The 14,177-nt window shown below is 63.0% G+C and carries 14 protein-coding genes; 10 read left to right on the top strand and 4 right to left on the bottom strand.

Features of this window, described 5'->3' with window-relative positions:
- The first annotated feature begins 42 nt into the window (after positions 1-42).
- On the top strand, positions 43-519 hold the full coding sequence (locus tag B2J77_RS02845; protein WP_023534579.1) for an Lrp/AsnC family transcriptional regulator: 477 nt from the start codon (positions 43-45) through the stop codon (positions 517-519).
- A gap of 54 nt (positions 520-573) precedes the next feature.
- Complete coding sequence (locus B2J77_RS02840) at positions 574-777, top strand: DUF2788 domain-containing protein (protein ID WP_078477944.1); 204 nt, start codon at positions 574-576, stop codon at positions 775-777.
- Positions 778-813: 36 nt separating this feature from the next.
- On the opposite strand, the gene B2J77_RS02835 is transcribed toward B2J77_RS02840, so the two are convergent.
- The 3 genes from B2J77_RS02835 to B2J77_RS02825 all read right to left on the bottom strand — a co-directional run bounded on the left by B2J77_RS02835 (position 814) and on the right by B2J77_RS02825 (position 4,677).
- The gene (locus B2J77_RS02835; RefSeq protein WP_078477943.1) at positions 814-1,452 is read right to left on the bottom strand and encodes a pseudouridine synthase; all 639 of its coding nucleotides are present in this window, start codon (positions 1,450-1,452) and stop codon (positions 814-816) included.
- Between the two features lie 6 nt (positions 1,453-1,458).
- A complete protein-coding gene (gene amn, locus B2J77_RS02830) occupies positions 1,459-2,922 on the bottom strand; it encodes an AMP nucleosidase (protein WP_023534634.1) in 1,464 nt (487 codons plus the stop codon).
- A gap of 111 nt (positions 2,923-3,033) precedes the next feature.
- Positions 3,034-4,677 (bottom strand): acyl-CoA dehydrogenase family protein, encoded by a 1,644-nt coding sequence (locus tag B2J77_RS02825; protein ID WP_078477942.1) that lies wholly within the window; start codon positions 4,675-4,677, stop codon positions 3,034-3,036.
- A 296-nt stretch (positions 4,678-4,973) separates the two neighbouring features.
- Here B2J77_RS02825 and B2J77_RS02820 point away from each other — a divergent pair, with 296 nt between their 5' ends.
- Together B2J77_RS02820 and B2J77_RS02815 are read left to right on the top strand one after the other, a co-directional pair.
- Positions 4,974-6,218 (top strand): PAAR domain-containing protein, encoded by a 1,245-nt coding sequence (locus B2J77_RS02820; RefSeq protein WP_228385163.1) that lies wholly within the window; start codon positions 4,974-4,976, stop codon positions 6,216-6,218.
- A 153-nt stretch (positions 6,219-6,371) separates the two neighbouring features.
- Positions 6,372-6,749: a hypothetical protein gene (locus B2J77_RS02815; RefSeq protein WP_058638965.1), complete on the top strand. Its 378-nt coding sequence runs from the start codon at positions 6,372-6,374 to the stop codon at positions 6,747-6,749.
- A gap of 73 nt (positions 6,750-6,822) precedes the next feature.
- Here the strand turns inward: B2J77_RS02815 and B2J77_RS02810 are convergent, their stop codons facing one another.
- Complete coding sequence (locus tag B2J77_RS02810) at positions 6,823-8,808, bottom strand: sensor histidine kinase (protein WP_078477941.1); 1,986 nt, start codon at positions 8,806-8,808, stop codon at positions 6,823-6,825.
- A 261-nt stretch (positions 8,809-9,069) separates the two neighbouring features.
- Here B2J77_RS02810 and B2J77_RS02805 point away from each other — a divergent pair, with 261 nt between their 5' ends.
- The 6 genes from B2J77_RS02805 (at position 9,070) to ybeY (ending at position 14,174) form a co-directional block, all read left to right on the top strand.
- Positions 9,070-9,867 (top strand): hydroxymethylpyrimidine/phosphomethylpyrimidine kinase, encoded by a 798-nt coding sequence (locus B2J77_RS02805; RefSeq protein WP_058638963.1) that lies wholly within the window; start codon positions 9,070-9,072, stop codon positions 9,865-9,867.
- A 13-nt stretch (positions 9,868-9,880) separates the two neighbouring features.
- On the top strand, positions 9,881-10,504 hold the full coding sequence (gene thiE / locus B2J77_RS02800; protein ID WP_078477940.1) for a thiamine phosphate synthase: 624 nt from the start codon (positions 9,881-9,883) through the stop codon (positions 10,502-10,504).
- Between the two features lie 16 nt (positions 10,505-10,520).
- Positions 10,521-11,804: a glutamate-1-semialdehyde 2,1-aminomutase gene (gene hemL, locus B2J77_RS02795; protein ID WP_058638961.1), complete on the top strand. Its 1,284-nt coding sequence runs from the start codon at positions 10,521-10,523 to the stop codon at positions 11,802-11,804.
- Between the two features lie 254 nt (positions 11,805-12,058).
- On the top strand, positions 12,059-12,604 hold the full coding sequence (locus B2J77_RS02790; protein WP_058603547.1) for a tetratricopeptide repeat protein: 546 nt from the start codon (positions 12,059-12,061) through the stop codon (positions 12,602-12,604).
- Positions 12,605-12,709: 105 nt separating this feature from the next.
- Positions 12,710-13,708, top strand: coding sequence for a PhoH family protein (locus tag B2J77_RS02785; RefSeq protein WP_028687151.1), 999 nt, complete (start codon positions 12,710-12,712; stop codon positions 13,706-13,708).
- Positions 13,701-14,174 carry an rRNA maturation RNase YbeY gene (gene ybeY, locus B2J77_RS02780; RefSeq protein WP_058638960.1) on the top strand — a complete coding sequence of 158 codons (474 nt, stop codon included), beginning with the start codon at positions 13,701-13,703 and terminating at the stop codon, positions 14,172-14,174. The genes B2J77_RS02785 and ybeY overlap by 8 nt, the downstream gene beginning before the upstream one ends.
- Positions 14,175-14,177: the final 3 nt, after the last annotated feature.

Raw genomic sequence — 14,177 nt, 5'->3', positions numbered from 1 at the left:
GATTGATAATTCGCCGCAATCCGAACAGAAAAGGCATGATTCATGAGCAAGCTGGACCGATACGACCTGAGCATTCTGGCTGAATTGCAGCGCGACGCGCGCATCTCCAACCAGGAGCTGGCCGAACGCATCGGCCTTTCACCCTCACCCTGCTCGCGCCGCGTCAAGCAACTCGAAGACGACGGCTACATTTCCCGCCAGGTGGCCTTGCTCGATCGCAAGAAGCTGGGTTTGAGCCTGACCGCCTACGTGCTCATCGGCATGGACCGGCACACCCCCGAGCGCTTCGAAACCTTCGAGGCCACCATTCGCAATCTGCCCCAGGTGCTGGAGTGCAGTCTGGTGACCGGGATGGACGCCGACTATCAGCTCAAGGTCGTCGTGCCCGACATGGACCATTACCAGAAGCTGCTGCTCGGTAGCCTCACGCGCATCGAGGGCGTCACCAGCGTGCGTTCAAGCTTCGTGCTCAACCAGGTATTGGCCAGCACCGAGCTTCCATTGACCCACCTTCGCTGATCGGTTGTCACCTCACGCGTATACTTGCCCCCTCAACCCGCCTGGAGCACTGCAATGGATCCTGCCGTATTCGAAGAGTGGATGATGATCATCCTGGTGACCACCTTGATCGGCTTCATGGGCTTCATCGTCTGGGACCTGGCGAAAAAATCCCAGGCGGGGCGGTTCGGCACCCTGATCCTGTTCTTCGTGCTCGGCCTGGGTGTGCTGGCGTTCATCATCAAGAGCGTGGTGGTGGGGTTCATCGAGGGGGTGTAGCCGGCGCGGTCGTCACGTCCGCGCCGGCCATGACGCCTAGCGCCGCAGGGTCGGCGCCACCTCGCGCCAGCAGCCCTGCTCCAGCCCATCGAGTGCCCAATCGCCAATGCGCACGCGCACCAGGCGCAAGGTGGGCAGGCCCACAGCGGCGGTCATGCGCCGTACCTGGCGATTGCGGCCCTCGCGAATCACCAATTCAAGCCAACGGGTCGGGACGCTTTTACGAAAGCGTACCGGCGGGTTGCGCGGCCACAGCGTGGGCTCTTCCAGGCTGCGGGCCTCGGCGGGCAGCGTTGGCCCGTCATTGAGCTGCACGCCTTCGCGCAGCTGGCGCAGCTGCTCCTCGGTGGGCTCGCCCTCGACCTGCACCCAGTAGGTCTTGGGTAGTTTGTGTTTGGGGTCGGCAATACGCGCCTGCAGGGCGCCGTCATTGGTCAACAGCAGCAGGCCTTCACTGTCCCGGTCCAGCCGGCCGGCGGGGTAGACGCCCGGGATGTCGATGAAATCCTTGAGCGTGGCCCGCCCCTCGCCGTCGCTGAACTGCGTCAGCACGTCGAAGGGTTTGTTGAACAGGATCAACCGCGGCTCGGCGGGTGGCGCCTTGGGCTGGCGATGAGCACCAGGCGCAGGCCGCCCTTGGGGGCGGCGCGGCTTGGAACGGGGTGGCAGTGACATGGATCCTCAGCGGAACGGCGGCTCGTCGAAGCTGCGCAGTTTACGCGAGTGCAGCGAATTGAGCTCGGTGCGCAACAGATCCAGCGCCGCAATACCGATCTTCAGGTGCTGGCTGACCGCGCGGTTGTAGAACGCGTTGGCCGAGCCCGGCAGCTTGATCTCGCTGTGCAGCGGTTTGTCGGACACGCACAGCAAGGTGCCGTACGGCACCCGCAGGCGATAGCCCTGGGCTGCGATGGTGCCGCTTTCCATGTCCACGGCAACGGCGCGGGACAAGTTGATCAAGGGCCGTTCCTGAGCCCAGCGCAGCTCCCAGTTGCGGTCGTCGTAGGTCAGCACGGTACCGGTGCGCAGGCGCTTCTTGAGCTGCTCGCCCCGCTCGCCGGTCACCTGGGCGGCGGCTTCCTGCAGGGCCAGTTGCACCTCCGCCAGCGCCGGGATTGGAATGTTCGGCGGCACCACGCGGTCGAGGATGCCGTCGCGGCGCATGTAGGCGTGGGCCAGCACGTAGTCGCCAATGGTCTGCGACTGGCGCAGCCCGCCGCAGTGCCCGATCATCAGCCAGCAATGCGGGCGCAGCACTGCCAGGTGATCGGTGATGTTCTTGGCATTGGACGGGCCGACGCCGATGTTGACCAGCGTGATGCCGTCGCCGTCCCCTGCAATCAGGTGATAGGCCGGCATCTGGTAGCGGTGCCAGACCACACCGGCGACCAGCGCCTGGGCCTCGCCGTGGTCCATGCTCTTTTCGATCACGACGTTGCCCGGCAGCACCATGCGCACGAAACGCGGATCATCGCGCAACTGCTCAAGGCCATGGCTGATGAACTGGTCCACGTAACGGTGATAGTTGGTCAGCAGGATCCAGGGCTGCACGTGGCGCCAGTCGCTGCCGGTGTAGTGCACCAGGCGCCGCAGCGAGAAGTCCACGCGCGCAGCATCGAACAGGGCCAGGGGCAAGGTATCGGTGCTGTCCCAGTCGTAGAGCCCATCGGCGATGTTGTCGGTGGCCGAGGACAGGTCGGTGCTGGGGAACACCCGCGCCAGCTGCGCGGCGGTGATGCCGCTGCCGGCCAGCTCGTCGCCCTGGTCCACCACGTACGGATACGGGATGGGCTGCTCGCTGACCCCCACTTCAACCGTGACGGTGTAGTCGTGCATCAGCGGGCGCAGTTGCTCCAGCAGGTAGCCGCGAAAAGCAGCCGGCTGGGTGATGGTGACGCTGTAGGTGCCAGCCACCTGGACCTTGGCATAGGCCCGCGTGGTGGCAGCGACCTCGCCATTGCTGTGGTAGGTCAGGCGCAGCGCCGGGTAGCGGAACAGGTCACGCTCCTGGGCGTCGGGCTCGGTGCGGTCCTTGAGGTAACGCTTGAGGGCCTGGCTCAGGGCACCGGTGGCCTGCTCATGCAAGGCCGCCAGACGATCGACGGCCTGTTCGGGAGTATCAACGACTTCAAACGCGTGGCTCACACTGTGCTTCCTGTCTGGACATGCATGCGAACCATCTTGCCTGCCTTCTTGGGTAAATTCATCCCCTTGATGATGCAGGGAGGCGCAGCTGGGGCGTACAGGGCCGGCCTGTCAGCTGGCCATGGCCCGCGCCATCACGGCCTGTACGTCAACACCGCGTGGCAGCGTGCCATAGGCGCGCCCCGTCCCTGTGAGGCGACTGGCAATGAACGCATCGCTGACCGCAGAATGACCAGCCTCCAGCAGCAACTTGGCCTGCAACGCCAAGGCGATGGCCTCGGTCAGTTGTCGCGCCCGGTACTGGATATCGCCCGTGTCGAGAAACGCATCCTTCAGGTTGACGATGCAGGTGGCCAGGCGCTTGTCGCCGTGCCCGTCCCCCAGTTCGGCGAACAACGCCTCCAGCACACCCGGCTCCTTGGACAAAGCGCGCAGCACATCCAGGCACTGCACATTGCCCGAACCCTCCCAGGTCGAGTTAACGGGCGCCTCGCGGTAAAGCCGCGGCAGGATGCTGTCCTCCACATACCCTGCCCCGCCCAGGCACTCGGCCGCTTCGTTGATCATGGCCGGGGCACGCTTGCAGATCCAGTACTTGCCCACCGCCGTGACCAAGCGCGCGAAATGCGCCTGCTGGGGGTCGTCGAGCTGTTCGAGGGCGTGGCCCATGCGCAGGCTCAGGGCCAATGCCGCTTCGCTTTCCAGCGCCAGATCGGCGAGCACGTTCTGCATCAGCGGCTGCTCGGACAACAGGCGGCCCGCCACCTGCCGATGCGCACAGTGGTGCAGGGCCTGGGTCAGCGCCTGACGCATCAGGGCACTGGAGCCGACCATGCAGTCGAAACGGGTCATGGCCACCATTTCGATGATGGTCGGCACGCCTCGGCCCTCCTCACCGATCATCCAGGCCAGCGCACCGCGAAACTCCACTTCGCTGGAAGCGTTGGAGACATTGCCCAACTTGTCCTTCAGGCGCTGGATGTAGAACTGGTTGCGGCTGTCGTCCGGGCGGTGGCGGGGCAGCAGGAAGCAGCTCAGGCCGCGCTCGGTCTGGGCCAGGACCAGGAAGGCATCGCACATGGGCGCCGAGCAGAACCACTTGTGACCCACCAGCTCGTAGGCCTGGCCGGGCCCCGTCGCGCCCACGGGGTAAGCACGGGTGGTATTGGCGCGCACGTCCGTGCCGCCCTGCTTCTCTGTCATGGCCATGCCCAACGTGACGCCGGCCTTGTGCCGGTCGCCGACGTTGCGCGGGTCGTATTCACGCGACAGCGCCTTGGGCAGCCAGTAGTGGGCGATCTCCGGTTGCAGGCGCAGGGCCGGCACCGCAGCGAAGGTCATGGTCAATGGGCAGCCCGTCCCGGCCTCGGCCTGGCTGTGCAGGTAGGTCATCGCCGCGCGGGCCACATGGGCGCCCGGGCGCGGCTCGGCCCAGGGCAGCGACGGCAGCCCATGCTCGACGGCGGTGCGCATTAATTGGTGATAAGCGGGGTGAAATTCGACCAGATCGATGCGATGGCCGTATCGATCATGGCTGCTGAACACCGGCTTGTGCGCATTGGCCAGAAAGCCTGCCTGCATCAACGGCCCACCGGCCAGCGCGCCGTACGCATCGATCCGAGACTGCGCCCAGTCGGCACCAAAGCGCCTGGACCACTCCTGTAACGGCAGGTCCAGGCGGTACAGGTTGACTCCGTCCAGCGGTGGCGGCTGGTTGGTGACCTCGTGGGTTTCAGCGTACTGGTGCAGGTTCATGGAGGCGCTCCTGAATCCGGGCAGGCGTGAGATACCCAGTGAAGCACTGTCTGGTCGGTGGACAAAGGGGCATTCCTGACTAAAGGCAGGGGTGCGTGATGAGCGGCGCTTTTGAGACCTGCATTATCAGGGTCGCCAGCGGCGTGTTCGTGCGGCGCCCGAACAGATGAGGCCGTCAAGAACTTGTAATCCGGTTCCCAATAGTCCGTGGGAGTCTTCCTAGAAGCTGAATCAAGCGCACATAAGTGGATACCGCCTGCTAGGTTGCGGGTTCTTTCATGAACAGCAGGCAAGCCATGAGTATGCGCATCAGCATCCTGGGTCGGTACCAAGGCCTGGACAGCGATGAAACCACCACCGGCGCCATTTGCATTGCCGGGCAATCCAGAGGTCGCGTCTATGGCCGTAACTGGCTGCTGCAAGGCGACAAGACCACGCCCTGCCCCCGCTGCGGGCAACCTGGCACGCTGGTGGAGGGCGAGCCCCGTTGGAAGCAGGACGGCATACCTACGGTCCTTGACGGCGCATTGGTGGCGTGTGGGTGCCCTACAGGCAGCAACCGCGTAATTGCAGGCGGATCTGCAGTACCTGCAACGTTCAGGGCACCTGCATCTGAACCGGTCAGTGACGCGCTGCGACATCCTCAAGCACGCAATAGGGCGATCAGTCCGGAGCGGTTCCGGGACGCGGCGCCTTCAGCGGCTCAGCACAGCAATGAACCTGGTTTCTACATCGTGCCGCGCAGCATGTCGTATGAAGAGGTGCTGGTAGAACTCGGTTCGCCCCACGCGCACCTGTCTCGGTCAGCATTGGAACGGCTTAATCCAACCTTCCGGAACGGATTCAAACCGGGCGAGATATTCGTCGTGGGTGAAGAATCGAGGTACCCGATGTGTACCCGGCAGGAGATGTCGGTTATGAGTGCAGCGGAGCAGGCGCGCGCTGCATTGGCCGGCCTCACAGAGGAGGAAGCCGGCTTCATGATGCAGCATCAGGCCGAGATAGCCGCGCTGTTTGGTGATACCAGTCTGGCCATGGGCGTAGCCGAGACAGTGGCGGGTAAGTCACTGGATGAGATCACCAGCCTTTTGCGCAAAATCGAAGACCTGCACAAAGCGCAATTTGCCAAGCACGGGCACCTTCGCCACCCGGAATTCTTCGCCCAGCGCCAGCAGCTGTTCAATCAGTTGAGTGCCGGTTTGAAGGCCACCCTTCTCAATAAGCGGCTTAATCTTGGGGATTACTCAACACTGCGCCGAGACTTGGGTATCTCTTCCAAAAGCCTGGTGCACCACTGGAGCAAAGCAGGCGGGCCCACGGACATACCGGGGTATTCCACTCACTTGGACAAACTGGCAAGGATGGCCAAGTATTTGAAGGCTGGAGGGGCAGTGGGTATTGCGCTCGGGGGTATTGGATCAGCGATGAATATTGCCGATGCGTGCCGGGTGGGGAATACGAAAGCGTGTAGAAGGATCCGCTTTACTGAGGCTGGTAATTTTTCGGGTGGACTAGGCGGTGGTTGGTTGGTGCCAAGATAGCTAGGGAGCTGTCCCCTAAAATTTGCTGGAGGGCTGGCCCGAAGGCGTTGATATGCGTCATTGCAATTACCGGAGCAGGGGCTTTGGCGGGGAGCCTCGAAGGTATGCAATTCGGTGAAGATTTCGGTGACATAATTTTCGAGGCTTTGGAAGATGATTAAGAGCCTTGACATCAAGCTTCAATTACTTTTTCTTGCCACTCCCTTTATTCTCGGACTGACCGGCCTCGCCATGGATCTGCGTATCGCAGGCTCCAAAGAATACAAAATCATGATCGAGGCCCTGCAGCGCAGTGCGTGCCTACCCTTTATTGTCACCCTTTGTGGTGAAAAGACTTTGCGTGCGAGAATGTTTGTGACATTCATGGTCGCCGGGGTCATAAAGTATCCAAAATCAAGTATTCGACAAGGCATGCTTGACGCACAAGACTATGAGCAATTTCCACCATCCGTGAGAAAGCGGATTGTGGCCGCCTCATGGCTGAACACAGTCGCCTTCGGCTGGTTAATCATAGGTTCTTACTTTCTTTGATACCCCGAGTCGCACGCCCACGTTATCGCACTGCCCATTTAGCTAACAGCAAATCGTCCTAACCTACCGATGCTTACCGCCAACGCCGCCCCTCACTCCCCTGCACAGCCACCTGCCCCTGCGAAATCGCCAACTCCACACTCATCTCGAACCGACTGCCCACCCCAGGCGCCGATTGATGTGACAGCCGTGCCCCCAGCAATTCGCTCATCTGCCGGCAGATGGCAAGGCCAATGCCCAACCCGCCGTAGCGCCGGGTCATGGACCCATCCACCTGGAAAAACCGCTGGTAAAGAATCGACTGGTCAAGGTCTTCGAAACCGATACCCGTGTCGCTCACGGTAAACGTCAAGGCCAGTTGATTAGGCCCCCTGTGCTGTCCGCGAACCTGGATCATCACACCACCCTGATGGGTGAATTTCAGGCCATTGTCCACCAGACATCCCAGGCAGCGGGCCAGCTTCGGCCCATCGCCCACCAGTCGGTCGGGCAGGTCCGCCGGCATGTCCACACTCAAATACAGGCCCTTGCCCAGTGCCTGGCCGGCATAGCCAGCGCGCACGCCTTGCAGCAGTGCCCGCAGGTCGAAAGGTGCTGGCTGCGCACGCAGCCGCCCTGCCTGGAGTTCGGACAAGGTCAGGATGGCGTCGACCATGTTCATCATGCCCTGGGCCGAACCCACCGCTGTCTGATGAAAGCGGGCCATTTCCGCGTCCATCGGCAGAGTATGCATCAACTCCAGGGAACCGATCACGCCATTCATTGGGGTGCGCAGTTCATGGGTGGCGCAGGCCAGAAACTCGTCTTTGAGCCGGTTGCTGTTGGCCAGTTGCTGGTTGAGTAGCTCCAGTTGCTGCCCCGTTTCACGCAGGGTACGGGCCTGCTCATCGCGCAGCGTCTTGATGCGGTCGGCCAGGGCCAGCGATAGCAACGCCACTTCCAGCGCAGCACCCAATTGACTGGCATACATGGTCAGGAACATGTTCGGCAGGTAGCCCAGCACCATCAGCGTGTTGACCAGCCCCCCGAGCAGGAACGCGGTCCAGGCGATGATGAACCAGCGCGCCACGCGCAGCCCGCGCCGCCAGGCGTTGAGCCCTGCACACAAAACGCCCAGGCTGAACACGAGCGCCAAGGCGGTGGCAAGGCGCATGGCCACGCCATAGGGTACGCTCACGGCCAGCACCATCACCACGGCACCGCCCAGCATCAGCGCCTGCAGCAACCGGTCGAAGCCGCGGCTTTGATGGCGAAGTTGCAGAAAATGCCGGGCGAACTGGGAGCCGAACAGCGCAGCTGCGCCTACGAACAACGGTGTGCAGGCATTGGCCCACCATGGGCTGTCGGGCCACAGGTAAGCGATGCCGGCGCCATTGACCGAGACCTGGTAAAGACCGAAGGAGGCGATGTAGAGGATGTAGTACAGGTAGCTGACGTCCCGCACGCTCAGGTACAGGAACAGGTTGTACACCAGCATCACCAACAGCACCCCGTAGATCATCCCCAGCACATACAGGCGCGTGGCCTGGGCTTCCAGGTAGGCCTGGGGCGACCAGAGGGCCAGCGGCGCCTGCACCGAGCCCTGGCTATGCAGCCGCAGGAAGACGGTGGTGACCTGCCCAGGCGGCAATTGCAGGTTGAACAGGTAATTGTCCTGCCGAACCTCCCGACTTGAGTAAGGCAGTGCGTCACCGGTGCGCTGGGCCAGGTGAAAGCGCCCGTCCGGGCCCTTCAGGTAAAGCTCGAGGTGGTCGAGGGGTGGGTAGGCCAGTTCCAGCAACCAGTGCCGGGGCATGCCCGGCTCCGCGTCAGGGTGCAGCTCGAGCTTGAGCCAGAACACCGACTTGGAAAACCCGGCATTGAGCACGTCTTCAGGGTGGGAAAGAAAATGCTGTGCGAAGTCGGGCGCACTGACCTCCGTGATGCTGGCGCTGCCGTCCGGGTCTTCGTAGACCTGCATGACCTTGCCCAGAGGCAGGTGACGGGTGGCCGCGGTGATGTCCACCGCCTCGGCGAATGCGGGCAGCAAACCCATGAGCATAATCAGCAAATAGCGCATACAGCCCCAGCATGGCCTGTCCGGTCGCGTCGCGGTTGCCCCCTTTCCGTTTGAGACGACGAAATCCTGCAGAACCTGTTTATCGATTTATCTGCGCACTCTAGCACAGCTTCTGGTGCATCGAGCGGCGGCACAAAACCCACAGGACCGCTCTGGCACGGGCATAAGCGGCATTGAGCGTTGCCCATCTCGCACCAAAAAATCCACCGACCTGCACGGGCAAGGTCCGCACAAACAGGTTTGGTGGTAAGCTCGCCGACCATGAATACCTACGCCTCCCGCCCCGTTGTCCTCTGTCTCTCCGGCCACGACCCCAGTGGCGGCGCCGGCTTGCAGGCAGATATCGAAGCCCTGCTTGCACAAGGTTGTCATGCCGCGCCCGCGGTGACCGCCCTGACCGTGCAGGATACCGTCAATGTCTCCGACTTCCGCGTGCTCGACCGTGAGTGGGTGCTGGCCCAGGCCAATGCCGTGCTCACCGACTCCACGGTGGCTGCGGTCAAGCTGGGCATGCTCGGCTCGATCGACATGGTCGATACCGTGGCCGAGCTGCTGGCTGCGCACCCGCACCTGCCGTTGGTGTGCGATCCGGTGCTGCGCGCAGGCGGCGGCGGGCGCCTGGGCAAGGATGAAGTAGGCTATGCCCTGCGTGAACGCCTGTTGCCGCTGGCGACCATCACCACGCCGAACCTGCCCGAAGCCCGCATTCTCGCCGAGTTGCCCGAAGGCAGCGCCGACGAGTGCGCTGCCAGGCTGCTGGAGTTCTGCCCGCACGTGCTGATCACCGGCGGACACGGCGACGAGGTCGAAATCCACAACCGTCTGTACAGCCGCGACGGTCACCGCAGCACCTCGACCTGCCAACGCCTGCCGGGCAGCTACCACGGTTCGGGCTGCACCCTGGCCAGCGCCCTGGCGGGTCGACTGGCCTTGGGCGAGCACCTGGAAAGCGCCGTGCGCACCGCCCTGGACTACACCTGGCGCACCCTGCGCGATGCGGAGCAGTTGGGACGGGGCCAGTTCGTGCCTCGGCGCCTGCCTCTGGATTTCTGCTCCTGACTCGAGGTGCTCGATGACCCTACGCGGCCTGTATGCCATCACCGACAGCCAACTGCTGGCCGGCCGATTCCTGTCTCATGTGGAGGCAGCGCTCGAAGGGGGTGTATGCCTTCTGCAGTACCGGGACAAAAGCGATGACGCCGCGCGGCGCTTGCGTGAAGCGCAGGCACTCCAGCAGCTGTGCGAGCGTTATGGCACCCAGCTGCTCATCAACGACGATGCCGAACTGGCCAGGCACCTGGGCGTGGGTGTACACCTGGGGCAAACCGACGGGCCGCTGAACCCTGCACGCGCCCTGCTGGGCAGCGCAGCGATCATCGGCTCGACCTGCCATGCCAGCCTCGACCTGGCCGCCCAGGCAGCCCGCGAAGGCGCCAGCTACGTCGCCTTCGGCCGCTTTTTCACCTCCAGCACCAAACCCGGCGCTCCGGCTGCCGACGTCCGTCTTCTGGCGCAGGCTCGCGCCCAGGTGAACCTGCCGATCGCCGCCATTGGCGGGGTCACCCTCGACAATGCCGCCGCACTGGTGCACCACGGTGCCGACCTGCTGGCGGTGATCCACGGCTTGTTCGGTGCCGACAGTGCGCAGGAAGTTACCCGCCGCGCCCGCGCCTTCAATGCCTTGTTCGCATCCTGATTCGAGAGAACTTTCCATGTCCCGTTCCGAAGCACTTTTCGCCCAAGCCCAGAAACACATCCCCGGTGGTGTGAACTCGCCCGTGCGCGCGTTCAAGAGCGTGGGCGGCACCCCATTGTTCTTCAAGCATGCCGAGGGCGCCTACGTCGTCGACGAAGATGACAAGCGCTACGTCGACTACGTGGGCTCCTGGGGCCCGATGATCCTGGGCCATGGCCACCCTGACGTGCTGGACTCGGTACGTCGCCAGCTGGAACACGGGCTGTCCTATGGCGCCCCGACCGCCATGGAAACCGAAATGGCAGACCTGGTGTGCTCGCTGGTGCCTTCCATGGAAATGGTGCGCATGGTCAGCTCGGGTACCGAAGCGACCATGAGCGCCATCCGCCTGGCCCGTGGCTACACCGGCCGTGACGCGATCATCAAGTTCGAAGGCTGCTACCACGGCCACTCCGACAGCCTCTTGGTCAAGGCCGGTTCCGGCCTGCTGACCCAAGGCGTGCCCAGCTCGGCAGGCGTGCCCGCCGACTTCGCCAAACACACCCTGACGCTGCCCTTCAACGACATCGCCGCCGTCGAGAAGACGCTGGCTGAAGTGGGCCAGACCGTAGCCTGCATTATCGTCGAGCCGGTTGCCGGCAACATGAACTGCGTCCCGCCGGCGCCAGGCTTCCTCGAAGGCCTGCGCGAGCAGTGCGACAAGCATGGGGTGGTGTTGATCTTCGATGAAGTGATGACCGGTTTCCGGGTTTCGCTGGGTGGTGCGCAGGCGCACTACGGCATTACCCCCGACCTGTCCACCTTCGGCAAGATCGTCGGCGGCGGCATGCCGGTCGGCTGCTTCGGCGGCAAGCGCGAAATCATGGGCTGCATCGCCCCGCTGGGCCCGGTCTACCAGGCGGGTACGCTGTCGGGCAACCCGCTGGCCATGGCCGCCGGCCTGACCACGCTCAAGCTGATCAGCCGCCCGGGCTTCCACGCCGAGCTGACTGACTACACCAGCCGCATGCTCGACGGCCTGCAACAGCGCGCCGATGCTGCCGGCGTGCCGTTCGTGACCACTCAGGCTGGCGGCATGTTCGGCCTGTACTTCAGCGGGGCCGACGACATCGTCACCTTTGATGACGTAATGGCCAGTGACGCCGGTCGCTTCAAGCAGTTCTTCCACCTGATGCTCGAGGGTGGCGTGTACCTGGCGCCGAGCGCGTTCGAGGCTGGCTTCACCTCCATCGTTCATGGCGACAAAGAGCTGCAGATCACCCTGGATGCGGCTGAAAAGGCCTTCGCAGCCCTGAAGTAACCCGGCGCCTTCCCACCTTGGTAGCTGGTAGTACCCGCTATCACGGTGGGTATACCGGCCATCGCCAGGGGCATACCCCATGGGAACGGGCGCATGTGCAATGAGGCCATACAGGTAACGAAGGGGTCCTGCCATCAGCCTGTTTCGCCACGCCGACATAAATTCGAGTAAAACTTTGTAAGGTTGGCGCTGCTTATCCCATAATGTGCCACCAGAGACATTGGCCGCAGCTTTGCAGAGGTAAGTCGATCCCCATGAACCGCACCGGCCGCGCCCTCACCCTGGGCTGCCTGTTGCTTCTCCAGCCCCTGCTGGCCCTGGCGGAGGGCGGTAACTCGTTGCTCATCCCGACGACGGGTCGCTGCACCTTGAACGTGCAGCCGCAGGACCTGGCCAGCGCACTCAAAACCTGTGAACAGGTGGCCGATGCCGGCGATGCCCAGGCACAGTACGAGCTGGGCGAGTACTTCTATGCGCAAGCGCCGAAAAACCTCAATAAGGCACTGGACTGGTACCAGAAAGCGTCCCTGCAAGGCCATGCCGAGGCCCAGTACCGCCTTGGGTCGATGTTTTTCCGCGGCGAAGGGGTCAAGGCCAACAACGTGCAGGCCTACATCCTGTTGAAGATGGCGGCAGTCAACGGCGCTGAAGATGCCCTGGACATGGCGGACGAAGTCACCGAACAGATGCCCAGGGACGACCTGGAGCATGCGACGCAGGTGCTCGGCCAGATCTTCCGCAAGTACCTGCTCGAGCTGCAGAACGCCGAGGGTCGCTCGCCGTTCTCCCCGCTGCCCTAGGCTTTGCTTGCAGAATGCCGTTGAGCCCATCAGGACTTTCGCCACTGCCATTCAAGGGTTATTCTTGAGCTCACACTCATTGCCGTCGGGCGGCTAAAAACGACCTTGAACGCACCCATCGAACCCCATCGTTTCATCCTCGAACCTTTCGAGGCCCACCGTTTCGCCAACTTGTGTGGCCAGTTCGACGAGCACCTGCGCTTGATCGAACAACGCCTTGCCATCGAGATCCGCAACCGCGGCAATCAGTTCGAACTGATCGGCGAATCCAAGACCACCCATGCTGCCGAGCAACTGCTGCGCCGTCTCTACCGCGAGACCCAGGCCACCGAGCTGTCGCCGGAAACCGTGCACCTGTACCTTCAGGAATCGGCCGTCGAGCACATCGACAACCCGGCGGTGAACGAGGTCAGCGTCTCGCTGCGCACACGCAAGGGCAATATCCGACCACGGGGCGCCAACCAGCAGCGCTACGTCAAGGAGATCCTGGCCAACGACATCAACTTCGGCATCGGCCCGGCCGGTACCGGCAAGACGTACCTGGCCGTGGCGTGTGCTGTCGACGCACTGGAACGTGAACAGGTTCGCCGCATCCTGCTGGTGCGCCCGGCCGTTGAAGCTGGCGAGAAGCTCGGGTTCCTGCCTGGCGACCTTGCACAGAAGATCGACCCTTATCTGCGCCCGCTCTACGATGCCCTTTATGAAATGCTGGGCTTCGAGCACGTGGCCAAGCTGATCGAGCGTCAGGTCATCGAAATTGCGCCGCTTGCCTACATGCGCGGTCGCACCCTGAACAACAGCTTCATCATTCTCGACGAAAGCCAGAACACCACGCTCGAGCAGATGAAGATGTTCCTCACCCGTATCGGCTTCGGCTCCACGGCGGTGATCACCGGCGACATCACCCAGGTCGACCTGCCCCGGGGCACCAAGTCGGGCCTGGCGCATGTGATCGAAGTGCTGCGGGACGTGCCGGGCATCAGTTTCACCCACTTCCAGCCCAAGGACGTGGTACGTCACCCCTTGGTGCAGCGCATCGTAGAGGCCTATGACCGCTTCGAAGCCCGCCAGGCCACTCCCGAGGCGCCCGGCAAAAATGCTTGAACTGGACATACAACGGGCGACACAGGCTGTCGCCCCGGTCGATGCCGACTTTCGCCGCTGGTGCGAGCTGGCCTTGCAGCAACGCAAGGCCGACTCGGAGATGACCATTCGTCTTGTGGACGAAGCGGAAGCGCGCGAGCTTAATCACACGTATCGGCACAAGGACTATGCGACCAACGTGTTGTCCTTCCCGGCCGACGTGCCAGACGAATTGCTCGACATCCCCTTGCTGGGCGACCTGGTGATCTGCGTCGCGGTGGTCGAACGCGAGGCGGCCGAGCAAGGCAAGTCGCTGGCGGCGCACTGGGCGCACCTGGTCATACACGGCTGCCTGCATCTGCTCGGTTACGACCACATCGAGGATGAGGAAGCCGAGGAGATGGAAAGCCTGGAACGAGAATTGCTGGCGCAACTGGGTCACCCGGACCCATACGCCGATGACGAAACCGAATCAACCCCACACTGATAG

The organism is Pseudomonas parafulva, from assembly GCF_002021815.1.
In the GTDB taxonomy this organism is placed as follows: Bacteria; Pseudomonadota; Gammaproteobacteria; order Pseudomonadales; family Pseudomonadaceae; genus Aquipseudomonas; species Aquipseudomonas parafulva_B.
This window is presented reverse-complemented; position numbering and strand designations above follow the sequence as displayed.